This is a genomic window from Kutzneria kofuensis (assembly GCF_014203355.1).
Lineage (GTDB): Bacteria > Actinomycetota > Actinomycetes > Mycobacteriales > Pseudonocardiaceae > Kutzneria > Kutzneria kofuensis.
Window position 1 is genome coordinate 4,910,817 of record NZ_JACHIR010000001.1, and the last position, 20,799, is coordinate 4,931,615.

The 20,799-nt window shown below is 69.4% G+C and carries 23 protein-coding genes; 12 read left to right on the forward strand and 11 right to left on the reverse strand.

Annotated elements, in window-relative coordinates:
* Positions 1–42 precede the first annotated feature (42 nt).
* Positions 43–573 (forward strand): DUF3455 domain-containing protein, encoded by a 531-nt coding sequence (locus BJ998_RS22860; RefSeq protein WP_184864667.1) that lies wholly within the window; start codon positions 43–45, stop codon positions 571–573.
* 117 nt (positions 574–690) lie between these two features.
* Here BJ998_RS22860 and BJ998_RS22865 read toward each other — a convergent pair whose 3' ends face one another.
* Genes BJ998_RS22865 through BJ998_RS22880 form a run of 4 tightly spaced genes read right to left on the reverse strand, consistent with a single transcriptional unit; the run spans position 691 to position 3,612 of the window.
* Complete coding sequence (locus tag BJ998_RS22865; protein ID WP_184864669.1) at positions 691–1,056, reverse strand: DUF8711 family protein; 366 nt, start codon at positions 1,054–1,056, stop codon at positions 691–693.
* A 9-nt stretch (positions 1,057–1,065) separates the two neighbouring features.
* Positions 1,066–2,019 carry an ABC transporter ATP-binding protein gene (locus BJ998_RS22870; protein WP_184864671.1) on the reverse strand — a complete coding sequence of 318 codons (954 nt, stop codon included), beginning with the start codon at positions 2,017–2,019 and terminating at the stop codon, positions 1,066–1,068.
* Positions 2,016–2,816, reverse strand: coding sequence for an ABC transporter permease (locus tag BJ998_RS22875; RefSeq protein ID WP_312890284.1), 801 nt, complete (start codon positions 2,814–2,816; stop codon positions 2,016–2,018). The genes BJ998_RS22870 and BJ998_RS22875 overlap by 4 nt, the downstream gene beginning before the upstream one ends.
* Positions 2,809–3,612: an ABC transporter permease gene (locus BJ998_RS22880; protein WP_312890285.1), complete on the reverse strand. Its 804-nt coding sequence runs from the start codon at positions 3,610–3,612 to the stop codon at positions 2,809–2,811. The genes BJ998_RS22875 and BJ998_RS22880 overlap by 8 nt, the downstream gene beginning before the upstream one ends.
* A gap of 88 nt (positions 3,613–3,700) precedes the next feature.
* Here BJ998_RS22880 and BJ998_RS22885 point away from each other — a divergent pair, with 88 nt between their 5' ends.
* Positions 3,701–4,312, forward strand: coding sequence for a DUF1707 SHOCT-like domain-containing protein (locus BJ998_RS22885; protein WP_184864675.1), 612 nt, complete (start codon positions 3,701–3,703; stop codon positions 4,310–4,312).
* On the opposite strand, the gene BJ998_RS22890 is transcribed toward BJ998_RS22885, so the two are convergent.
* The 3 genes from BJ998_RS22890 to BJ998_RS22900 are packed head-to-tail and all read right to left on the reverse strand — an operon-like array spanning position 4,293 to position 5,737.
* A complete protein-coding gene (locus BJ998_RS22890) occupies positions 4,293–4,502 on the reverse strand; it encodes a hypothetical protein (protein WP_184864677.1) in 210 nt (69 codons plus the stop codon). The genes BJ998_RS22885 and BJ998_RS22890 overlap by 20 nt on opposite strands.
* A 51-nt stretch (positions 4,503–4,553) precedes the next feature.
* Positions 4,554–4,874, reverse strand: coding sequence for an ArsR/SmtB family transcription factor (locus BJ998_RS22895; RefSeq protein ID WP_184864679.1), 321 nt, complete (start codon positions 4,872–4,874; stop codon positions 4,554–4,556).
* A gap of 29 nt (positions 4,875–4,903) precedes the next feature.
* Positions 4,904–5,737 (reverse strand): metal-dependent hydrolase, encoded by an 834-nt coding sequence (locus tag BJ998_RS22900; RefSeq protein ID WP_184864681.1) that lies wholly within the window; start codon positions 5,735–5,737, stop codon positions 4,904–4,906.
* A 191-nt stretch (positions 5,738–5,928) separates the two neighbouring features.
* Between BJ998_RS22900 and BJ998_RS22905 the strand changes: the two genes are divergently transcribed.
* The 3 genes from BJ998_RS22905 to BJ998_RS22915 all read left to right on the forward strand — a co-directional run bounded on the left by BJ998_RS22905 (position 5,929) and on the right by BJ998_RS22915 (position 8,447).
* On the forward strand, positions 5,929–7,152 hold the full coding sequence (locus BJ998_RS22905) for an NADP-dependent isocitrate dehydrogenase (protein WP_184864683.1): 1,224 nt from the start codon (positions 5,929–5,931) through the stop codon (positions 7,150–7,152).
* A 75-nt stretch (positions 7,153–7,227) separates the two neighbouring features.
* The gene (locus BJ998_RS22910; RefSeq protein ID WP_184864685.1) at positions 7,228–7,998 is read left to right on the forward strand and encodes an SGNH/GDSL hydrolase family protein; all 771 of its coding nucleotides are present in this window, start codon (positions 7,228–7,230) and stop codon (positions 7,996–7,998) included.
* Positions 7,999–8,144: 146 nt separating this feature from the next.
* The gene (locus BJ998_RS22915; RefSeq protein WP_312890286.1) at positions 8,145–8,447 is read left to right on the forward strand and encodes an SH3 domain-containing protein; all 303 of its coding nucleotides are present in this window, start codon (positions 8,145–8,147) and stop codon (positions 8,445–8,447) included.
* On the opposite strand, the gene BJ998_RS22920 is transcribed toward BJ998_RS22915, so the two are convergent.
* Positions 8,414–10,333: an APC family permease gene (locus tag BJ998_RS22920; protein ID WP_184864687.1), complete on the reverse strand. Its 1,920-nt coding sequence runs from the start codon at positions 10,331–10,333 to the stop codon at positions 8,414–8,416. The genes BJ998_RS22915 and BJ998_RS22920 overlap by 34 nt on opposite strands.
* A gap of 129 nt (positions 10,334–10,462) precedes the next feature.
* Here BJ998_RS22920 and BJ998_RS22925 point away from each other — a divergent pair, with 129 nt between their 5' ends.
* The 5 genes from BJ998_RS22925 (at position 10,463) to yhjD (ending at position 16,404) form a co-directional block, all read left to right on the forward strand.
* Positions 10,463–11,257, forward strand: a complete 795-nt coding sequence (locus BJ998_RS22925) for an exodeoxyribonuclease III (protein WP_184864688.1) — start codon at positions 10,463–10,465, stop codon at positions 11,255–11,257.
* Positions 11,258–11,439: 182 nt separating this feature from the next.
* Positions 11,440–13,986 carry a bifunctional FO biosynthesis protein CofGH gene (locus tag BJ998_RS22930; RefSeq protein ID WP_184864690.1) on the forward strand — a complete coding sequence of 849 codons (2,547 nt, stop codon included), beginning with the start codon at positions 11,440–11,442 and terminating at the stop codon, positions 13,984–13,986.
* Between the two features lie 64 nt (positions 13,987–14,050).
* Complete coding sequence (locus tag BJ998_RS22935) at positions 14,051–14,716, forward strand: hypothetical protein (protein WP_184864692.1); 666 nt, start codon at positions 14,051–14,053, stop codon at positions 14,714–14,716.
* 291 nt (positions 14,717–15,007) lie between these two features.
* Positions 15,008–15,331: a hypothetical protein gene (locus tag BJ998_RS22940; RefSeq protein ID WP_184864694.1), complete on the forward strand. Its 324-nt coding sequence runs from the start codon at positions 15,008–15,010 to the stop codon at positions 15,329–15,331.
* 53 nt (positions 15,332–15,384) lie between these two features.
* Positions 15,385–16,404, forward strand: a complete 1,020-nt coding sequence (gene yhjD, locus BJ998_RS22945) for an inner membrane protein YhjD (RefSeq protein ID WP_376775891.1) — start codon at positions 15,385–15,387, stop codon at positions 16,402–16,404.
* A 3-nt stretch (positions 16,405–16,407) separates the two neighbouring features.
* On the opposite strand, the gene BJ998_RS22950 is transcribed toward yhjD, so the two are convergent.
* Entirely contained in the window at positions 16,408–17,658 is a 1,251-nt protein-coding gene (locus BJ998_RS22950; protein ID WP_184864698.1) for a D-alanyl-D-alanine carboxypeptidase family protein, read from the reverse strand.
* Between the two features lie 147 nt (positions 17,659–17,805).
* On the opposite strand from BJ998_RS22950, the gene BJ998_RS22955 reads away from it, so the two are divergent.
* Entirely contained in the window at positions 17,806–18,057 is a 252-nt protein-coding gene (locus BJ998_RS22955; RefSeq protein ID WP_184864701.1) for an SCO4848 family membrane protein, read from the forward strand.
* 86 nt (positions 18,058–18,143) lie between these two features.
* Positions 18,144–19,511 (forward strand): S8 family peptidase, encoded by a 1,368-nt coding sequence (locus BJ998_RS22960; RefSeq protein ID WP_184864703.1) that lies wholly within the window; start codon positions 18,144–18,146, stop codon positions 19,509–19,511.
* Between the two features lie 50 nt (positions 19,512–19,561).
* Here the strand turns inward: BJ998_RS22960 and BJ998_RS22965 are convergent, their stop codons facing one another.
* Together BJ998_RS22965 and BJ998_RS22970 are read right to left on the reverse strand one after the other, a co-directional pair.
* The gene (locus tag BJ998_RS22965) at positions 19,562–19,747 is read right to left on the reverse strand and encodes a DUF397 domain-containing protein (protein ID WP_184864705.1); all 186 of its coding nucleotides are present in this window, start codon (positions 19,745–19,747) and stop codon (positions 19,562–19,564) included.
* A 15-nt stretch (positions 19,748–19,762) separates the two neighbouring features.
* Positions 19,763–20,608: a helix-turn-helix domain-containing protein gene (locus BJ998_RS22970; protein WP_184864707.1), complete on the reverse strand. Its 846-nt coding sequence runs from the start codon at positions 20,606–20,608 to the stop codon at positions 19,763–19,765.
* Positions 20,609–20,799 lie beyond the last annotated feature (191 nt).

Below are 20,799 nucleotides of genomic sequence, written 5' to 3' on the forward strand. Positions count from 1 at the left end.
TGATCGTTCCTTTGCCGGCAACTCATTCCCGGAGAAAAGACCATGAACCGTGTGACGGTGGCGCTCGCCCTCGTGACGGCCGCTGTCGGCCTGACCGCCTGCTCCGCGACCCAGACCGAGGTGAAACCCCTTGCGCAGCAAGAGGTCGCCGCTCCGGCCGCGGTCAAGGTGCCGGCCGGCAACAAGCTGATCGCCAGCTTCGAGGGCGACGGCGTCCAGATCTACCAGTGCACGAACTCCGCGTGGACGTTGCTGCAACCCGCCGCCACCATCTCCGACCACGGCAAACCCGTCGCGCTGCATTTCAAGGGCCCGATCTGGGTGTCGACCCTGGACGGCAGCGAGGTCGCCGCCACCGCCGTACCCGGCGCGTCGGTCAAGCACGCCGACGCCATCCCCGAGCTGCTGCTCAAGACGTCGGAGAACCACGGCAAGGGGCAGTTCTCCGACGTCACCTTCGTGCAGCGGCTCAACACCAAGGGCGGCCTCGCGCCCGCCGGCAAGTGCACCGACGGCGCCGAGACCTCGGTGCCCTACTCCGCGACCTACACGTTCTGGTCAGCGGCCAAGTGACAAGACCGGCATTGGTCCACCCGCCACCCCCACCTTGATGCCGTGAAGGGAGCATTCCTGACGTTAGACGTGTGGAATGGTCCCTTCCAAAGGTTTGCCAGGCGGAGATTGGTTTGGTCAGTTCGTGCAGACCTTGCGGAGGGCGTTGATGCGGTCGGCCTCCTGCTGGGCCCATTTCGCCAGGTCACCGTCGGTGAGGTGCTTCAACGCGGCTTCACCGGCGGTCTGCGCGGCGTCGCTGAGCGCCTTGGACAGCTCCTGGTCCTGGGTCTGGGTGGACAGCTTCTGGAACAGGTCGGCCAGTTCCTTGGCGTGCTGGGCGTCCCGCTGCGCGGCGTCACCGATCTCGCCGAGCACCGCCGACCCCAGCGCCTGGGCGCAGATCTCGGACTTCGTCGACGGCGTTCCCGCCGCCGAGGCGTCGCACGCCGTCAGCGCGAACAGCGACGACAGTGCGACCGTGACGACCAGTTTTGCCCGCATCACACGACATTACCGGTGGTACAGGGACCGGACAACGTCGTCGATGTCCGGCTCGATCACGGCGACGTCGTGCACCGGCGACCGCTGGGCGATCATGTTGATCAGGGTCGCCGCGGTCACCGTGTCCCGCCGGAACGACAGCTGCTGCCGCAGCCCGTTCGCCTCCACCTTCACCTCGCGGACGCCCGGCAGCCCGGTCAGCTCCTCGCACGGCCGCTCGAAGTCCACGACCAGCACCCGCTCCGGGGTGACCTCGTCCCGCAGCTCGGCCAGTGGGCCGTCGGCGAGCACGCGGCCGTGGTCGATGACCATCATCCGCCGGCACAGCCGCTCGATGTCGTCCAGATCGTGCGTGGTCAACAGCAACGTGGTGCCGCGGGACGTGTTGAGCTCGGCCAGGAACTCCCGCAGCCGTTCCTTGGAATCCAGGTCCAGCCCGATCGTCGGCTCGTCGAGCACGAGCAGTTCCGGGCCGTGCAACAGGGCCGCGGTCACCTCGCCGCGCATGCGTTGGCCCAGCGACAACTGCCGGACAGGCGTGTCCAGAAACTCGTGCAGCCCAAGCAGTTCCGTGCATTCCTGCAGTCGCTTCAGGTGATCTTCGGCCGGCACCCGGAAGATGTGCCGCAGCAGCTCGAAGCTCTCGCTCAGCGGCAGGTCCCACCACAGCTGGCTGCGCTGCCCGAACACCACGCCGATGCGCCGGGCCAGCTCCGCCCGTTGTCGGGACGGATCGAGCCCGCATACTCGCACCCGCCCGGTGGTCGGCACGAGGATGCCGGTGAGCATCTTGATCGTCGTGGACTTGCCGGCCCCGTTCGGCCCGATGTAGCCGACGGTCTCGCCGGCGGCGATGTCGAACGACACGCCGCCGACGGCCACCACCTGCTGGCGGGTCCGGCGGAACCGGCCGGCCTTGCGCGTCACGGTGAACGTCCGACCCAGCTCGCTGACCTCGATCATGATCCCGTTCCTCGGTAGTGGCGGACGGCGGTGCGCCAGAGCAGGCCGGCGACCAGGGCGGTGAGCACGGTGACCGGCGCGTCGAGCCAGCCGAACCAGGTCGGCGCGCCCAGCGGGTCGGCGTGGTCGAGCAGGGTGAGCGCGGGGTAGTAGGCGACGAACGCGCCCGGCACGATGTAGCCGAGCAGCGTGCGCAGCCAGCCCGAGAAGACGGTGATCGGGTACGAGGTGAGGTAGCTGCCGCCGTAGGTGACGGTGTTGGCCAGCTCGCGGGCGTCGACGAACCAGAACGACACCGAGTTGGCGGCGACGAAGATCGAGCCGAAGATCGTGGCCCCGGCCAGCGGCGTCAGCACGAGCAGCAGCACCTTCGCCGGTGACCAGTGGATGTCCGAAGTGGACAGCACGTAGACCAGTGTGCCCAGCGCGGTGATCACCCGGCCGATCCGGCGCAGCTGGAAGTCGCTGACGAACAGCTGGAACAGTGTCGCGAGTGGACGCATCAGCACCACGTCGAAGCTGCCGGTGCGGATGTAGGTGGGCAGCCGCTCGATGCTGCCGACGCTGAGATCGGCCAGGCCGAACGACATCCCGGACAGGGCGTAGAGCAGCAGCACGGCGTGGAAGTCGAAGCCGCCGAGGCTGGCCACCCGGCCGAACACGATCAGGATCGCGGCCAGGTCTGAGGCCTGCGCGAGGGCCTGGGCCAGGATGTTCATCGCGAACGAGCCGCGATAGCTGAGCTGGCCGCGCACCTGGGCCCGGGCCAGCCGGGCGTAGACGCTCAGGTCAGCCACCCTGCACCACCACCTTGCGCACGGCCCCGTCCAGCAGCAGCCGGCCGGCGGCGGCCAGCAGCGCGACCCAGAGCAGCTGGTGGGCCAGCGTCAGCGGCAGCGACCCGACCTGAACGAACACGTTGATCGGGTCCTGCAGCATGGCCGGGAACGGGGTGAACACCAGCACGGCCTGCGCCCAGTCCGGGAAGTAGGACAGCGGCACCTCCAGGCCGGCCAGGGTGGCCCCGACGATCCGGTACAGGTTGATCACGCCACGGGAGTCCAGCAGCCAGAACGAGGTCAGGTGCAGCAGGAACCGGATGTGGAAGCTGACCAGCACCGCGCAGGCCGTGCTGATCAGGAAGGCCGGCCAGACCACCCAGGGGTCGCCCGGCCAGCGGAACGGGAAGAACAGCGCGCCCAGCGCCAGCTGGGGGATGAACCGGGCGACCAAGCCGAAACCGGCCCGACCCAGGTCGCCGCACAGCAGTGCGGCCTGGAGGTTCCACGGCCTTGACAGGTCGACGACGACGTCGCCGGAACGGATCCGCTCGGCCAGCTCGTCGTCGCCCCAGAAGTCGACGACGCCGAGCAGGCCCTGGCCGAGCCAGACGTAGGTGATGGTGGTGGTCAGGTCGTAGCCGCCGATCGGGGCTCCATCGCGCGCCACGTAAACCGCCGTCAGGATGCCGACCTTGATCAGTCCGAAGACGATGTTGGTGGCGGTGCCCGCGACGACGGCCTGGCGGTAGGTGGAGAACCTGTGGAATCCGGCGAGCGTGATGCGGAGATAACAGCCGATCACAGCGCACACGTCTGTCCACGCTAGGGGCGGCGGCAACCGATTTATCCGGGGATTTCCCCGATCCGGACCGGGGCCGCCCGCGCCTAGCATCGGTGTCATGGTGAACGGGGTGAGCAGCAGGGAACTCCGCGTCTCGGACGCGGAGCGGGAGCACGTGGTCGGGTTGCTGCAGAAGGCGATCGGCATGGGACTGCTGACGCTGGAGGAGTTCACCGACCGCACCGACGTGGCGCTGTCGTCGCGGACCCGCGCGGAGCTGAACGTGGTGCTCGCGGACCTGCCCGGCATGACGCACCCGGAGATGCGGGTCCGGGGCGGGCAGTGGGGCCGGCAGCCGGCGGGGCCGCCGCTGCCCGGCGAGCCGATGGTGCTGTCCAGCGGCTGCGGGTCCAGCATCACCCGCAACGGCTACTGGCAGGTGCCGCGGTCGATGCTGATCCGGTCCAAGTGGGGTTCGGGCGTCAATCTCGACTTCACCGAGGCCGTGTTCGAGCACGAGCGGCTGGACATGCGGATCGAGGTGACCGGCGGCGCCGTGACGCTGCGGCTGCCGGACGGCGCGAGCGTGTCCCTCAACGACCTGAACACGAGGATGGGCGCCTCGGTCAACGACCGTGTCGGCTTCCAGGGCCGCCAGGGCACGCCGCAGATCGTGGTCAGCGGCGACCTGAGCATGGCCGCCCTGACGATCAAGGGGCCAAGGCGCTAGCCACTTCGACGCAGTCGGGGCAGTGCTCGCCGGCCGCCTCCCCGGCCGGCGGCCGCACCCAGGAACGGCAGACGGCGACGATCGCCTCGCCGCCCGAGTGTCGGATCGTGCGCGGCCGTCCGGCGACCGTCTCCGGCAGATGCATCACGTGGCCCTGCACGACCGAGGGCCACCAGGTAGCGGCGGGCATGCAGCCATGATCACGACCGGTTTTGACGGCCCCGTTACAGCCGGAGAAAGGTCAGGAATCGCTGCGGGGGGCGGCCAGGACGCCGTCGAGCAGGCCGGGGAACAGGGCGTCCAGGTCCTCGCGGCGCAGGGTGTTGACCTTGGACGTGCCGACCGGCCGCTGGTGGATGACGCCGGATTCGCGCAGCACCCGGTAGTGGTGGGTCAGCGTGGACTTGCTGACCGGCAGGTCGAGCACGCCGCAGGCGATCTCGCCGTGGTCGGCGATGGCCCGCACGATGCGCAGCCGCACCGGGTCGGCCAGCGCCTGCAGCACCCCCTCGATCCGGATGTCCTTCCGGATGGGGTGCTCCAGCGCGGCCGTGGTGCTCATGCCTCCATTGTACGAAATTTGTCGAAGCGTCAGTGGCCCGCGACGACCGTCGGCACGTGCTGCAGGGTGAGCAGGTCGAACGGCACCCACGAGGCCAGGCCGGTGCGCTGCAGCGACGCCAGCGACAGCCACACCCCGAGCACGGTCAGCACGGGCAGCACCATGCCCAGCTCGACCCGGCCGCCGGTGCGCATCCGCATCGGCTTGGGCAGCGCCACCGGGTACCAGGTCTTGCCGGAGAACGGGATCGGCCAGAAGATCGGGCAGCCCTGCTCGGTGATGGAGTCGCCGAGGCAGTGCGCGAGACAGCCGGCGGCGACGGCGACCGCGCACCACTGGGCCTGTTCCGGCGGGCCGACCTCGATCCAGTGCCAGCACAGGATCGTGAGCCCGAGGGACAGCACGGTCACGCCGAGTACATGGCCCTTCGGCGTCCACTCGTGCAGAAGTCCGCGGACGGCCAGGGCACAGAAGAGGAACAGCAGCGGGATCAGGGCGACCTTGTGGGCCCACTGCACGGCCGCGTAGGTGCCGAAGCCGGCCAGCAGCGCGAACAGCAGGGTGTGCGTCACGCCGCGGTGGCCGCCGTGCCGATTTGCGTCGCTGCGTAAGCGAGTGCTGCGGTAGACCACGTGGCTGACCCAGTGCACGCCCTTGGACAGCACCCACGTGACCCGGCCGAACGTGTTCGCGACCGTGGCCTCGGGGTGGTCCAGGTCCGGCAGCAGCGCGGCGCCGCTGCACAGCGCGGCCCCGACCACCCAGGTCTGCGGCGTCATCGGCAGGCCGTTGGCGATGGCCGCGATGGACACCCCGCCCCAGGCCATCAGTCCACTCATCGCGTGGGTGGGTCCGGTCGACACAGCGCCCCCCTGCTTCAAGATCAGTTGTGCCGGCGAGGCAGGCTACCTGTCGGTCGACCCGTTCGAGGGCGGGACACGGCCGGACGCGGGGGCACAGCTACCCGTGTCCTTCAACACGACCCCGGGACGGTCACGGACCGTTAGCAGTACACTTGTACTGCTTGCATTGTCGCGAGAGGAGAGCCCGGCGCATGGGCAAGATCAAGGTCGAAGGCACCGTCGTCGAGCTCGACGGCGACGAGATGACCCGCATCATCTGGCAGTTCATCAAGGACAAGCTGATCCACCCGTACCTGGACGTCAACCTGGACTACTACGACCTGGGCATCGAGCACCGGGACGCGACCGACGACCAGGTCACCATCGACTCCGCCAACGCCATCAAGAAGCACGGCGTCGGTGTGAAGTGCGCCACCATCACGCCGGACGAGGCGCGGGTCGAGGAGTTCGGCCTGAAGAAGATGTGGCTCTCGCCCAACGGCACGATCCGCAACATCCTCGGCGGCGTCATCTTCCGCGAGCCGATCGTCATCTCCAACATCCCGCGGCTGGTGCCGGGCTGGACCAAGCCGATCATCATCGGCCGTCACGCCCACGGCGACCAGTACAAGGCCACCAACTTCAAGGTGGCCGGCCCGGGCGAGCTGACCATCACCTTCACCCCGGCCGACGGTTCCGAGCCGATCCAGCACGTGGTGGCGAACTACCCCGAGGGCGGCGGCGTCGCCATGGGCATGTTCAACTTCCGCAAGTCCATCGAGGACTTCGCGCGCGCCTCGCTGTCCTACGGCCTGCAGCGCGAGTACCCGGTGTACATGTCCACCAAGAACACGATCCTCAAGGCCTACGACGGCATGTTCAAGGACGTGTTCCAGGAGATCTACGAGAACGAGTTCAAGGCCGACTTCGACGCCAAGGGCCTGACCTACGAGCACCGCCTGATCGACGACATGGTCGCCGCCGCGATGAAGTGGGAGGGCGGCTACGTCTGGGCGTGCAAGAACTACGACGGCGACGTCCAGTCCGACACCGTGGCGCAGGGCTTCGGCTCGCTCGGCCTGATGACCTCCGTGCTGATGACGCCGGACGGCCGCACCGTCGAGGCCGAGGCCGCGCACGGCACCGTGACCCGGCACTACCGCCAGCACCAGCAGGGCAAGCCCACCTCCACCAACCCGATCGCCTCGATCTTCGCGTGGACCCGTGGCCTGCAGCACCGCGGCAAGCTGGACGGCACCCCGGCCGTCAGCAACTTCGCGGAGACCCTGGAGCAGGTCGTCATCTCCTCCGTCGAGGCCGGCGCCATGACCAAGGACCTGGCCCTGCTGATCAGCAAGGACCAGCCGTGGCAGACCACCGAGGAGTTCCTGAACACCCTCGACGAGAACCTGCAGAAGCGGATGGCGTCCGCCTGACGTCCGCGTGACCAAACGGGCCCCGTCGGGTGACGGGGCCCGTTTTCGCGCCGGTCACGGTTTACGTTCCGGCACATGGGGAAGAAGCTCCTGCTCGCGGCGCTGACCGCGATTCTCGGCCTCACGCTCGCCGGCACGGCTTCGGCCGCGACTCAGCCCGGCTACGTCGCTTTGGGCGACTCCTACGCCTCCGGTGTGGGCACCAGGACGTACTTCGACACGACGTGCGACCGGTCCGTGTACGCCTACTCCGAGCTGCTGGCCAGCCGGCTCGGGCTCGCGCTGAACTTCCAGGCCTGCAGCGGCGCCAAGACCGCCGACGTGCTCAACAAGCAGGTCGGCGCGCTGTCCACGTCGACCAAGTACGTCACGATTTCCGTCGGTGGCAACGACATCGGCTTCTCCGGCGTGATCGAGAAGTGTGCGCTGCCGTTCTACAACTGCACCAGCGACATCACCAAGGCCGAGGCGCTGATCACGAGCACCCTGCCCGGCGCACTGGACAACGTCTACACGCAGATCCACAACCGCGCGCCCAATGCCAAGGTCGTGGTGGTCGGCTACCCGCACCTGTTCAACGGCGAGGAGTGCAACCTGTTGGCCCGGCTCAGCCCGACCGAGCAGGGACAGCTCAACGCCGGCGCCGACCAGCTCGACAACGCCATCAAGGCGCGGGCGACCGCGCACGGTTTCACCTTCGAGGATGTGCGGTCGGCGTTCACCGGGCACGCCGTGTGCGACAACGTGGAGTGGCTCAACGGCCTTTCCAACCCCACCACCGAGTCGTACCACCCCAACCGCGACGGCCACGTGGCGTTCGCGAACCTTCTTCAGCCTCTGTTGTGACGTTTGGTGACGGGCTAGCCCGGTAGGGAGCCCCGGCCGGGTGGATTCCGGATCGGGTGGTTCTGCGGCACCCCGTCCTCCGGTATTGCTGGGATGTCCGGTTCTCTGGCCCGAGAGAACCGGCACAGCGGCGGGAGGAGGACGGGGTGCTCGGCATTCCGGTGATGAAACTGGCCGTGATCGGCGGTGTCGGCGTCGTGGCGTTCGCCCTGATCGCCCACCGGAACGCCGGCGCGTCGCAGAGCAACGCCCAGTGCGCCTTCACGGTCAACGCCGACGTGCTCAACGTGCGGGCCGGCCCCAGCACCGCCGACCGCGTCGTCGGGCGGCTGGTGCAGAGCCAGCCGGTGACCGCACAACCCGTGGTGCAGAACGGGTTTCGTCAGCTGGACGGCGCGAGGTGGGCGTCCGTCGACTACTTGGTGGCGGCCTCCGGCAACACCTGCTGAGTCATCCAGCCCTGATCGGCCAGGCCGATGTGGTACGGCACGTTGACCACCACCACCCCCGGCGTGAACAACAGCCTTGCCTTGAGGCGTAAGGCACTCTGGTTGTGCAGCAGGTGCTGCCACCAGCGCGGCACCACGTACTCCGGGATGAACACGCTGACCACGCCGCGCTTGTCCCGGGCGTGGATCCGGGTCACATGGTCCACGATCGGCTTGCTCACGTCCCGGTACGGCGAGGACAGCACCACCAGTGGCGCCTTGATGCCCCGGCGCTCCCATTCCCGTTGCAAGCCGCGGGTTTCCTCGTCGTCGGTGGCGACCGTGACGGCCTCCAGCCGGTCCGGCCGGGTCGCCTTGGCGAACGCCAGCGCCTGCAACGCCGGCTGGTGCAGGCGGGAGATCAGCACCAGCGCGTGCACCTTCGGCGGCATCGTCGTGTTCGGCTTGACGGTCGCGACCTCGCTCTCGAACCGCCGGTAGTAGCGGCTGATCGCCCGCATCACCACGAACAGCACGACCATCGCCAGCACCGCCAGCCAGGCGCCGTGCGCCACCTTGGTGGCGAACACGACGATCAGCACCACCGCGGTCAGCCCGGCGCCAAACGCGTTGATCGCCTGCGATCCGCGCATCCGGGTCCGCTTGCCCGGGTCGGTTTCCGTTGCCAGCGCGCGCTTCCAGTGCACGACCATGCCGGCCTGGCTGAGCGTGAAGCTGGTGAACACGCCGATGATGTAGAGCTGGATCAGGCTGTCGATATTGGCGTCGAAGCCGACGATCAGCAGCACCGCGAACGCCGCGAGCAGCAGAATGCCGTTGCTGAACACCAGCCGGTCGCCGCGGTTGTGCAGCTGCCGCGGCAGGTAGCGTTCGCGGGCCAGGATCGAGGCCAGGCCGGGGAATCCGTTGAACGCCGTGTTCGCGGCGAGGATCAGGATGCCCGCGGTGGCGGCCTGGAACAGGTAGAACAGCATCGAGCTGCCGCCGAACACGCTCGCCGCGACCTGCGAGATCACCGACGGCTTGCCGTCCGGCATGGCGTGCGCGTTCAGGTGCACGGCGAGCGCGGTGATGCCGCCGAACATCGTGACCGCGATCGTGCCCATCATGACCAGCGTCAGCGCGGCGTTGTGCGGCTTGGGTTTGCGGAACGCCGGGACCCCGTTGCTGATCGCCTCCACACCGGTCAGCGCCGTGCAGCCGGACGCGAACGCCCGCAGCGACAGGAAGATCGCGCCGAAGCCGGCCGTGCTCTCCGTGGGGTGCAACGGCAGGTTCGCCGTCGACGCCAACGGCAGGTTGCCGGTCAAGCCGCGAATCGCCGCCACCGCGAACATCACGAAGGTCAGCACGACGAACGCGTACGTCGGGATCGCGAAGGTCTTGCCGGATTCCTTGACACCGCGCAGGTTCGCCAGCGCTATGACCACCACGAACCCCACCGAGATGGCCACCGCGTGCGGCGCCAGCTCCGGGACGGCCGAGATGATCGCCACCACGCCGGAGACCACCGACACGGCGACCGTCATCACGTAGTCCACCAGCAGCGCGGCCGCCGCGGTCAGGGCCGCCGATTCGCCCAGGTTCTCCTTGGCCACCACGAACGCGCCGCCGCCGGTCGGGTAGGCGTAGCAGGTCTGCCGGTAGGACGCGACCACCACGATCAGCACGATCGCCACCGCCGCCGCGACCGGCGTGGACAGCGACAGCGCGCCCGCCCCGCCGACCGCCAGCGTGAGCAGGATCTGTTCCGTGGCGTAGGCGACCGACGAGATCGGGTCGCTGCAGAAGACCGGCAGGGCCAGCCACTTCGGCAGCAGCGTGTCGCCCAGTCGTTCGCTGCGCAGGGGACGGCCGACGAGCAGCCGTTTCACGACGTCGAACACGCTCTCCCTCTCCCCGGTTACTCGGTTGTGAGCGTGCGGGGCCTTGACGCCCGAACCGCTGGCCCTGATGTGTTCTTTACGGCGGAGCGCCTCGCGTTTACGCGTTCCTGATGCCGCTAGGCTCGGGCCGTGCTGACCGTGTCCACCGTCAATGTCAACGGCCTGCGCGCCGCCGCCAAGAAGGGCTTCGTCGAGTGGCTCGCCGCCACCGAGGCGGACGTCGTGTGCCTGCAGGAGACGCGGGCCGAGCTGAGCCAGCTGTCCGACGAGCTGCGGGAACCCGCCGGCTGGCACACCGTCCTGGCCGAGTCCGAGCTCAAGGGCCGCGCCGGTGTCGCCCTGCTGTCCCGGACCGCCCCCGAGGCCGTCCGGGTCGGCTTCGGCTCCGCCGAGTTCGACCGCAGCGGCCGGTACGTCGAGTACGAGCTCGCCGACGTGGTCGTGGCCAGCCTGTACCTGCCCAGCGGTGACGCCGGAACCCCCAAGCAGGACGAGAAGTACCGCTTCCTCGACGCCTTCCACGCCCACCTGGTCGAGCTGCGGGCCAAGGCCGAGGCCGACGGCCGTGAGGTTCTCGTCTGCGGCGACTGGAACATCGCCCACCGGCCCGAGGACCTCAAGTCCTGGAAGACCAACCAGAAGTCGGCCGGCTTCCTGCCCGAGGAGCGGGCCTGGCTGGACCGGCTCTACGCCGACGGCTACGTCGACGTCGTGCGCTCCCTGCACCCCGACGTCGCCGGCCCGTACAGCTGGTGGTCCTACCGGGGCAAGGCCTTCGACAACGACTCCGGCTGGCGCATCGACCTCCACGTCGCCACCACCGGCCTGGCCGAACGGGCCGTCTCGGCCGTCACCGAACGCGCCGCCAGCTACGCCGACCGCTGGTCCGACCACGCCCCCGTAACCGTCCGCTACGACATCTAGAGCCCCGGCGAGTCACGCTCTCAGACACACCGAATGTAGGTTTCGAGCAGCTGATCCCTGCCTGAAACCTACATTCGGTGTGCTCCACAGCGTGACTCGCGGTTTATTCCCGGGTTGGCTGTGAGAGTGGTCTCCCTACGCTGAGCGACGGTCCGGCGCGGCGGCCGACTTACGCTCGCTCGGTGGTCAACGACACCCCGCGCCCGAGCGAATCGGCCCTCCGCAGGGCGCTTCGCCGCGCAGCAGACGGTTCGACGCTGGATGCCACGGAGGCGGCGGTGTTGCTGCACGCCCGCGGCGATCACCTGGAGGAGTTGCTGGGGATCGCGGGCCGGGTCCGCGACGCGCACCTGCGGGCGGAGGGCCGCGAAGGCGTCATCACGTACAGCAAGAACGCCTTCATCCCGCTGACCAGGCTGTGCCGGGACCGGTGCCACTACTGCACCTTCGCGACGGTGCCGCACCGGGTGCCGGCGGCGTACCTCGAACGTGACGAAGTGCTGGACATCGCCCGCAAGGCGGCGGCGCAGGGGTGCAAGGAGGCGCTGTTCACCCTGGGCGACCGTCCCGAGGACCGGTGGCCAGCGGCCAAGGAGTGGCTGGAGGCCCGCGGCTACGGCTCGACCCTGGACTACCTGCGCTCGGTGGCGATCGCGGTCCTGGAGGAGACGGGCATGCTGCCCCACCTCAACCCGGGCGTCCTGAGCTGGGAGGAGTTCCAGCGCCTCAAGCCGGTCGCGGCGAGCATGGGCATGATGCTGGAGACCACGGCGACCCGCCTGTGGAGCGAACCGGGCGGTCCGCACTACGGCAGCCCGGACAAGGAGCCGGCGGTCCGCATGCGGGTGCTGACGGACGCCGGTCGGGTGGGGGTGCCGTTCACCACGGGCATCCTGATCGGCATCGGCGAGAACCTGGACGAGCGGGCCGATTCGCTGCTGGCGCTGCGCGGTGTCGCCCGCCAGTACGGCAACATCCAGGAGATCATCGTCCAGAACTTCCGCGCCAAGCCGGACACGGCGATGCGCGGCATGCCGGACGCGGACCTGCACGAGCTGGCGGCGACGATCGCGGTGGCCCGGCTGCTGATGGGATCCAACGTCAGCGTGCAGGCCCCGCCGAACCTGGTGGGCGACGAGTTCGACCTGATGCTGCGCGCGGGCATCGACGACTGGGGCGGCGTCTCGCCGGTCACCCCCGACCACGTCAACCCGGAGCGTCCCTGGCCGCACATCGACGAACTGACCGCCGTCACGGCGAAGTCGGGCTTCGAACTGCGCGAGCGGCTGACGGCGTATCCCCGCTTCGTGAAGGCGGGCCAGCCGTGGATCGACACCCGCATCAGCGCGCACGTGGATGCGTTGGCGGACCCGGAAACCGGCCTGGCCAACGAATCCGCCGTCCTGATTGGACGGACGTGGCAGGAGCCGGACTACGCCCTCGAGTCGCAGGGCCGCACCGACCTGCACGAGACGATCGACACCACCGGCCGGACCAGCGACCGCCGCGGCGACTTCGACAGCGTCTACGGCGACTGGGAGTCGCTGCGCCGACAGCTGGACAGCAGCCCGACCTTCACCAAGCTGCCCAGCGACGTCCTCGCCGGACTGAAGATCGCCGCCGAGAATCCCGGGGCGCTGCTTGAGGAATCGAACGCGGACGCGGCGCTGGCGCTGCTCACCGCGGACGGCGAGGCGCTGGAGACGATGACCCGGCTGGCCGACCAGCTGCGGGCCGAGGTCAACGGCGACGACGTGACGTACGTGGTGAACCGGAACATCAACTTCTCCAACGTCTGCTACGTCGGCTGCCGGTTCTGCGCCTTCGCGCAACGGGAACGCGACGCGGACGCCTACCGGCTGACCGTCGACGACATCGCCGACCGCGCCCAGGAGGCGTGGGACGTCGGCGCCACCGAGGTCTGCATCCAGGGCGGCATCGACCCGAAGCTGCCGACCAGCTTCTACGCCGACATGGTGCGGGCCATCAAGGCACGGGTGCCGGGCATGCACGTGCATGCCTTCAGCCCCATGGAAATCGTCAGCGGCGCCACCAAGGCCGGCGTGAGCGTGCAGGAGTGGCTGACCGAGCTGCGCGACGCCGGCCTGGACACGATTCCCGGCACGGCGGCGGAGATCCTCGACGACGACGTGCGCTGGGTGCTGACCAAGGGCAAGCTGCCGACCAAGACCTGGCTGGAGGTCGTCGGCACCGCGCACCGGCTGGGCATCCGGTCGTCGTCCACGATGATGTACGGCCACGTCGACCACCCCGGCCACTGGCTGGGTCATCTCCGCACGCTGGCCCGGCTGCAGGACGAGACCGGCGGCTTCACCGAGTTCGTCGGCCTGCCGTTCGTGCACCGCAACGCTCCGATCTACCTGGCCGGCGTCGCCCGCCCCGGACCGTCCCGAAGGGACAATCGCGCCGTGCACGCGATGGCGCGGCTGGCGCTGCACGGCCGGATCCACAACATCCAGTGCTCCTGGGTGAAGCTCGGCGACGAGGGCACGGCCGAGGTGCTCCGCGGCGGCGCCAACGACCTGGGCGGCACGCTGATGGAGGAGACGATCAGCCGGATGGCCGGTTCCGAGCACGGCTCCAACCGCACCATCGCCGAGTTGGACGCGATGGCGGCGCTGGCCGGCCGGCACGCCCGCCAGCGAACCACAACCTACGGTGTCCCTACGTCAAATGGACCCGTTCGGGTGAGCCTTTCGGAGCACTGACGTTACGTCCGATGGGTAGCTTCTGAGGTTGCCGCAAGCATCCCCGCCTCGGAAGGACTATCCCGTGCGCAAGACCAGAGCGCTCGCGTTCCCCCTGGCCGTGATGGTGGCCGGGACGATCATCGCCGGTGCCGGGGCGGCCATGGCCGCGACGCCGGGCGACATCGGCCCGGCCGTCCACACGGCGGTCGACCACATGCGGGGCAACCCGCCATGCGGGCGGACCGGCCGGGGCAACCCGCCGACCTGCACCTCGACCACGACGCCGCCCACTTGTGAGCCGACCGGCTACGGCCGCGGCCTGCCGCCGTGCACGTCGACCACGCCGCCGACGACCACCAGGTCGACGACGACCACGACGACGCCGTGCACGACCACGAGCACCACCACGCCGTCGACGACAAGTACGACCTACACGACGACCAGCACCACGACCTACACGACGTCCTCGACCACGAACTCGACGACGACCACGACCACGACGCCGTCGACCACGACCTCGACGACCACGACCGCCCCGCCGTCGACCACGACGGCCCCGCCGTCATCGACCACCACGACGACCGCCCCGCCGGTGACGACCACCGAGTCCACCCCGCCGGGCACGCAGCAGTTGGCCTACACCGGCACCACGGCCGACACCGGCCTGCTGATCGGCATCGGCCTGCTGCTGATCGTCGGTGGTGGCCTGATGCTGCTGATCCGTCGGACCCCGACCGCCCGCAGGTGAGCCGGGCGGGCGCCCCGCCCGCCCGGGGCGCCCGCAGACGTACGGCACGTCACATCTGCCCGAACAGGCACGGAGGCTGGCCCGGAGCACGGCTCACGGGCGGATAAGCGCTGGTCATGATCTTGTGGGACCCGGCGCTCGGGTCGATAACAACCGCCGTTATTCTCGCTCCTCGTGATGGACCGCACAGTCCCCGGAACGGGTGGGGTTGACACGTTCGGTAGTTTTCCGAACGACAGCCACCCTCGTATTCACTCTTTCGGGGCGACCTCACTGTCGGGAGACGCTGCCTTGCGTAACCGAGTTCGGCACCTGACGCGTTTCACCCTGACCGCTGCCTGCCTGCTGCCGGCCACGCTGCTGGTCAGCGCGGGCGCCGCCGCCGCGGACACCGACGCCAACGTCGAGAGCAAGGTCCCGGTCACCCTGGACGGCTTCGCCCTGATCGCCATCCTGCTGGGCTTCGGCGGTCTCGTCGCCGGCCTGCTGCGCCACCGCCACCGCCTGGCCCGCGAGGCCAAGGCCGCCGCCCAGGCCGCCAAGGCGGTCGTCGAGGAGAGCGCCGCCGCCGCGGCCCCCAAGCCGGCCCCGCTGCCCACACCCAGCCAGCTCTGAGCTGAGTAGTTCAACGCTCTGCGACCGCCTGCACGCACCGTTACCGTATGCGCGTGGCGGAGAAGGAATCCCTGCTGGCCCGGCTGCGCAAGCGGCACGCATGGCTCGATCACCTGGTGCGCGCCGGCACGCGGTACACGGAGCGGTACGGCGACCACTACGCCGCCGCGATCACGTACTACAGCGTGCTGTCGCTGATCCCCCTGCTGATGCTGGGCTTCTCGGTGGCCGGCTTCGTGCTGGCCGGCGACATGCAGCTGCTCGACCAGATCCGCTCCGGCATCGCCACCGCCGTGCCCGGTGCCCTCGGCGACCAGGTCAACACCATCGTGGGCAAGCTGATCGACGCCCGCGGCTCGGTCGGGATCTTCGGTCTGCTCGCCGCGCTGTACTCGGGCCTGGGCTGGATGACCAGCCTGCGCGACGCCGTCACGGCCCAGTGGACGCGTGAGCGCCCGCAACTGCCGTTCCTGATCACCGCGGTCAAGGACCTGCTCACGCTGATCGGGCTCGGCCTGGCGCTGGTGATCTCGTTCGGCATCACCGCGGCCGGCACGGGCCTGGGCGGGCTGCTGCTGGAGTGGCTGGGCCTGCGCGACACCGGCTGGGCCGACGCGCTGCTGTCGATCGCGGCGATCGTCCTGGGCCTGCTGGCCAACTGGCTGGTGTTCCTGTGGGTGCTGTCCAGCCTGCCGCGCTTCCACGTCGGCTGGCGCAGCGCCGTGCGTGGCGCCGTCACCGGCGCGATCGGCTTCGAGATCCTCAAGCAGGTCGGCAACATCTACCTGCGGATGATCAAGGACTCGCCGTCCGGCTCGGTCTTCGGCACGCTGCTCGGCCTGCTGGTGTTCATCAACCTGGTGTCGCGGTTCCTGGTGTTCATCACCGCGTGGACGGCGACGGCCAAGGAGAACATGGCCCGCTCGGCCGAGCCCGCGCCGCTGCCGGAACCGGTGGTGATCCGGCACTCGGTGCACGTGAGCGGACGGCCCGACGCCACCCTGACCGCCGGCCTGCTCAGCGCCGGCGCGCTGGTCGGCGTGACGCTGACCAGGCTGCTGCGCCGGCGCTAGGCGTCAGTTGTTGGCCTGGGCGGCGAGCCGGCGGGCCCGGGCGGCGCGGGCACGGCGCTTGCGCAGGTACATCGCCAGCGCGGCCAGCACGACGAGCCCGGCGAGGATCGTCAGCGGCATGCCGACATTGCCGAACGCCTGGTACATCGGGCTCTTGTCGGCCGCGGTCTGCACCGTGGTCGGGTCCGCGGAGTCGGTCGAGGACGCCGTCGACGACACCGACGGCTTCACCGGCGGGGCCTGGTCGACCAGCGTGCCGACCTGGTGCGCGTTCGCGGCGGTCAGCGTGAAGCCGTAGTCCAGCAGCTTGGAGCTCTGCCGGTACATCGCGTACTGCTGCTGCTCGCCGCGCAGCAGCACGGCCACCAGCCGGTGCCCGCCCTTGGCCGCCGAGGACAGGTTCGTGAAGTGCGCGTCGGTGGTGTTGCTGGTGATGCCGTTGATCGCGCCGGTGTAGGTGGTCATCAGCTGGTCCGCGTTCTTCACGAGGATGCCGCCCAGCGACACCGACTTGACCGCGGCGGCCTCGGCGAACGCCGGCAGCTGCATGGCGTGCCGGTAGATGACCGCGATGTCGTACGCGGAAGTGCTCATGCCCGGACCGTCGAGGCCACCGGGCGTGGCCACGCGGGTGTCCAGCGCGCCCATCTGCTTGGCGGCGGCGTTCATCGTGTCCAGCGTCTTCGGGATGCCGCCGAGCGCCCGCGCCAGCGCGTGCGGCACGTCGTTGCCCGGCTTGAGCAACATCGCCTGCACGAGCTGGGTGACGGTGAACTTGGCGCCCGCCTGGACGCCGACGGCCGAGTAGCCCTTGGCCGCGTCCACGTCCTCCTGCGTGATCAGCACCGGCGTGCTCGGCTTCAGGTCCTGCAGCGCGACCATGGCCAGCAGCACCTTGATCAGGGCCGCCGGGCGCTGCCGGGCGTGCGGGTCCTTGGCCGCGAGCACGGCGCCGGTGTCCAGGTCGGCGAGCACCCACGAGGCGGCGTTCACCTCGGACGGCGGCGCGGTGGCGGCGTCCGGGGGCAGCACGAAGCCGCACTTGCCGAGCTGGTCGCCGCCCACCGGGTCGGCCGGCACCGGCAGCGGCTTGGGCGCGGCGGTGCCGGGCGCGGGCTGTTCCGCGTCGTCCTCGGCGGCCGGCGGCGACTGCTTGTTCGTGCACTCGCTCGGCACGGCACTCGATGACGTCGAGTTCGCCGTCGTGCTGGTGGTTGTCGTCGCCGCAACAGCGCTGCCCGTCGCTACGAACACGGCGGTGACCATTGAGGCCAGAGCCATGACCAGGGCGGCTGCGGGCCGTCGAGCTGGGAGAGGCACCCTCGCAGGCTAGTGCCTTACGCGGTGTGACCGGTCGGACCCGTGGGTTACCCGATCCCGCCCGGGGCGGATACTGCGGACGTGAAGCTGACCCGTGGCAAGTCCGTGTTCCTGCTTCTGTTCGGGGTGTGGAGCTGGTTCATCTGGGTGACGCTGGTGATCAACGTGGCGCAGGACCCGAGGGCGTTCGTCGCCGGGACGGCCACGGCTTTCTTCTACGTGCACCTCACGCTGGCGATCATCTCCCTGGCCTTCGGAACGATCATCGGCCTGTTCGGGCTGCGTGGCCTGCTGGCCGCGCGCCGGCCGGCCGAGGCCGCTCACACTGGGTGAGGCGCGAGCGGGGTTGCCTGCTGGCTGGCAATTGTGAACGTTCGCACGTCTGGCCGTGCCATGTCCGGATTGCTACGTTCCGCCGAATGAGACGTCTGCTGACGCTGCTGACCGCCGCCGGCGCGGCCCTGGTCGGGCTCGCCCCGGTCGCGTCCGCCGCCCCGGAGCACCACTGCGATGCGACGGGCACGACCTACACCTACGTCGTGCTCTACACGCCGGGCGTGCCCCGGTTCGTCGCCGACGCCGAGCTGCGGCTCGACTGCGGCTCCCTCGTCGAGTACTACCCGGAGATCGGGGTGGCCGTGGCCACCTCCGCCAGCCCCGACTTCGCCGACCGCCTCGGGCCGTACCGGGCCTACAGCGGCCGCAAGGACGTGCCGACGTCGACGCTGCGGTCGCGGTCGCAGGAGTCGGCGCTCGCCGCCGTGCCCGCCGCCGACCGCAGCGCCGAGCAGTGGGACATGGACCTGATCAAGGCCAAGCAGGCCAACAAGGTCAACGAGGGCAGCCGCCGCGTGGTGGTCGGCGTGCTCGACTCCGGCGTGGACGCCACCCACCCCGAGTTCGCGAAGGCCATCGACCCGGCGGACTCCGCCGGCTGCCTCACCGGCAAGGCCGACCCGTCGCCCGACGCGTGGAAGCCGACGACGAGCTCGCACGGCACCCACGTGGCCGGCACGATCGCCGCGGCGGACGACGGCAACGGCGTCACCGGCATCGCGCCGAACGTGCGCCTGGCCGCGGTGAAGGTGGTCAGCGACGACGGCTTCATCTTCCCGGAGGCGGCCGTCTGCGGTTTCGTCTGGGCCGGCAAGCACCACTTCGCCGTCACCAACAACAGCTACTTCGTGGACCCCGGCTTCTACTTCTGCCGCAACAAGCCCGGCGACGCGGTGGCGTACGAGGCGATCCGGCGCGCGGTGGCGTACGCGACCGGGCGCGGCGTGCTCACCGTGGCCGCCGCCGGCAACGAGGCGATGGACATCGCCAACCCCACCAAGGACACCGTGCGGGCGCACCCGGTCGACCGGAACTGCGCCACGCTGCCGGCCGGGCTGCCGGACGTCGTCTCCGTGACGGCGGTCGGCTACGCCGGCACCAAGTCGAGCTACAGCGACTGGGGCAAGGTGGACGTGACGGCGCCGGGCGGTGACGGGCGGCAGGTGCCGCCGGCCGGCTCCGGTCCCGCGTGCCCGCTGTCCACGCTGCCGGGCGGCGCCTACGGCAGCATGTGCGGCACGTCGATGGCGTCACCGCACGTGGTCGGGGTGGTGGCGCTGCTGGCCAGCACGCATCCGTGGGCCTCTCCCGCGCAGCTGCGGGGCCTGCTCAGGGCCGAGGCGACACCGATCGCCTGCCCGGCCGCCACGCCGACCTGCACGGGGCCGGCGGGGGACAACACGTACTACGGGCACGGGCTCGTCGATGCGCTGGCCGCGGTTACCCGATAGCGGAACAGTGTGGCACGGGAAGTCCCCGCTTCCCGTGCCCGCTGCAAGTCTTAGAAGTCGAACTCACCGTTGCGGACGCCGGCCACGAACGCCGTCCACTCGGCCCGGTTGAAAACGTGAGCCGGCAGGCTCGGGTCCTTGGCGTCGCGCAGTGCGATGTCGCCCGACGGGAGAGCAGCAACCTCGACGCAACCACCGTCCTGGCAGAAGCTGCTCTTCTTGAACGTGATTTCCATTGAACGTTTTATCTTTCACTCATAGTTGGTTCTCAGCACCTTCCCGATCAGGTCGAGTGAGGACTTTTGGTCCGGGCACTTCGACAGCAGATTGGTGAAGATGTCTTGGTACTTCTTCACCTCCGACTCCTGGGCGGAGAACCGGTCGCCACCGCTCAGTTCCTGGTAGACAGTGTCCTGGTCGGTGTCGTTGTCGAAGGTGAAGATCACGTAGTTGCACTGGATGCCGAGATTGTAGCCGTTCGAGTATGGGAAGATTCTTAGATCCACCCTATCGTGTTCGGCCACGTCCAACAAGGAGGCCAGCTGGCGTCGCATGGCCCCTTGTGAGTGGACGACCCGGTGTAGTGCGCACTCGTCGATGACGGCGGTGACACTGAGGTCACCGAGTCGGTCGAGCACGTATCGCTGGCGCCTGCCGCGAATCTCGACGAGCTGGTCGATTTCGCTGTCCGGCGCACTCGGATAATTGTTCCGGAAGATTTCCCGACAGTATTCCGGAATCTGGAACAAACCCGAGATCGCGAATCCGCTGAACCACTGCATGCCGCTGGCCGCGGATTCGAGCGAGATGTAACTGCCCAGATTGGGCGGCCATGCCTCGGGGTGGTCGGACCACCAGCCCTCGTCCTGGCTGGCGGTGGCCAGGTTCTGCAGCCGGGTGCGCAGCCGGTGGTCGCGGACGTCGTACAGGTCCAGCAGGTCGCGCACGTCGCGCAGCTTGGGCAGGCCCTGGCCGTTCTCCAGCCGGCTGACCTTGCTGGGGGAGCATTCGAGGCGCCGGGCGGCGTCGACGAGTTGGAGTCCGGCGGCTTCTCGCAGCCTGCGCAACTCGTGGCCGAGGCGGCGGCGCGGGATCAACGGTCCCTGAGAAGGGGGCATCCATACACCTCCTGAACCACCCTGCCCGCGTAGCCGCTGGAGGCGCGTGGCGCCACGCTAGGCCATCGGGGTGACCGTGGCAAGCAATCCACACATGCAATTGCACCATGGCATTGCGCTGTGCGCTTTCCTGCCGCACTCTACCCCTGAGCCCCGGCCTACTTCCGAGA

Bases quoted from the DNA above. Each gene is read 5' to 3' on its own strand.
- BJ998_RS22860 (WP_184864667.1), top strand. From the start codon at position 43: ATGAACCGTGTGACGGTGGCGCTCGCCCTCGTGACGGCCGCTGTCGGC.
- BJ998_RS22885 (WP_184864675.1), top strand. From the start codon at position 3,701: ATGGTGAACGGGGTGAGCAGCAGGGAACTCCGCGTCTCGGACGCGGAG.
- BJ998_RS22865 (WP_184864669.1), bottom strand. From the start codon at position 1,056: ATGCGGGCAAAACTGGTCGTCACGGTCGCACTGTCGTCGCTGTTCGCG.
- BJ998_RS22905 (WP_184864683.1), top strand. From the start codon at position 5,929: ATGGGCAAGATCAAGGTCGAAGGCACCGTCGTCGAGCTCGACGGCGAC.
- BJ998_RS22890 (WP_184864677.1), bottom strand. From the start codon at position 4,502: ATGCCCGCCGCTACCTGGTGGCCCTCGGTCGTGCAGGGCCACGTGATG.
- BJ998_RS22965 (WP_184864705.1), bottom strand. From the start codon at position 19,747: ATGGAAATCACGTTCAAGAAGAGCAGCTTCTGCCAGGACGGTGGTTGC.
- BJ998_RS22910 (WP_184864685.1), top strand. From the start codon at position 7,228: ATGGGGAAGAAGCTCCTGCTCGCGGCGCTGACCGCGATTCTCGGCCTC.
- BJ998_RS22895 (WP_184864679.1), bottom strand. From the start codon at position 4,874: ATGAGCACCACGGCCGCGCTGGAGCACCCCATCCGGAAGGACATCCGG.
- BJ998_RS22870 (WP_184864671.1), bottom strand. From the start codon at position 2,019: ATGATCGAGGTCAGCGAGCTGGGTCGGACGTTCACCGTGACGCGCAAG.
- BJ998_RS22960 (WP_184864703.1), top strand. From the start codon at position 18,144: ATGAGACGTCTGCTGACGCTGCTGACCGCCGCCGGCGCGGCCCTGGTC.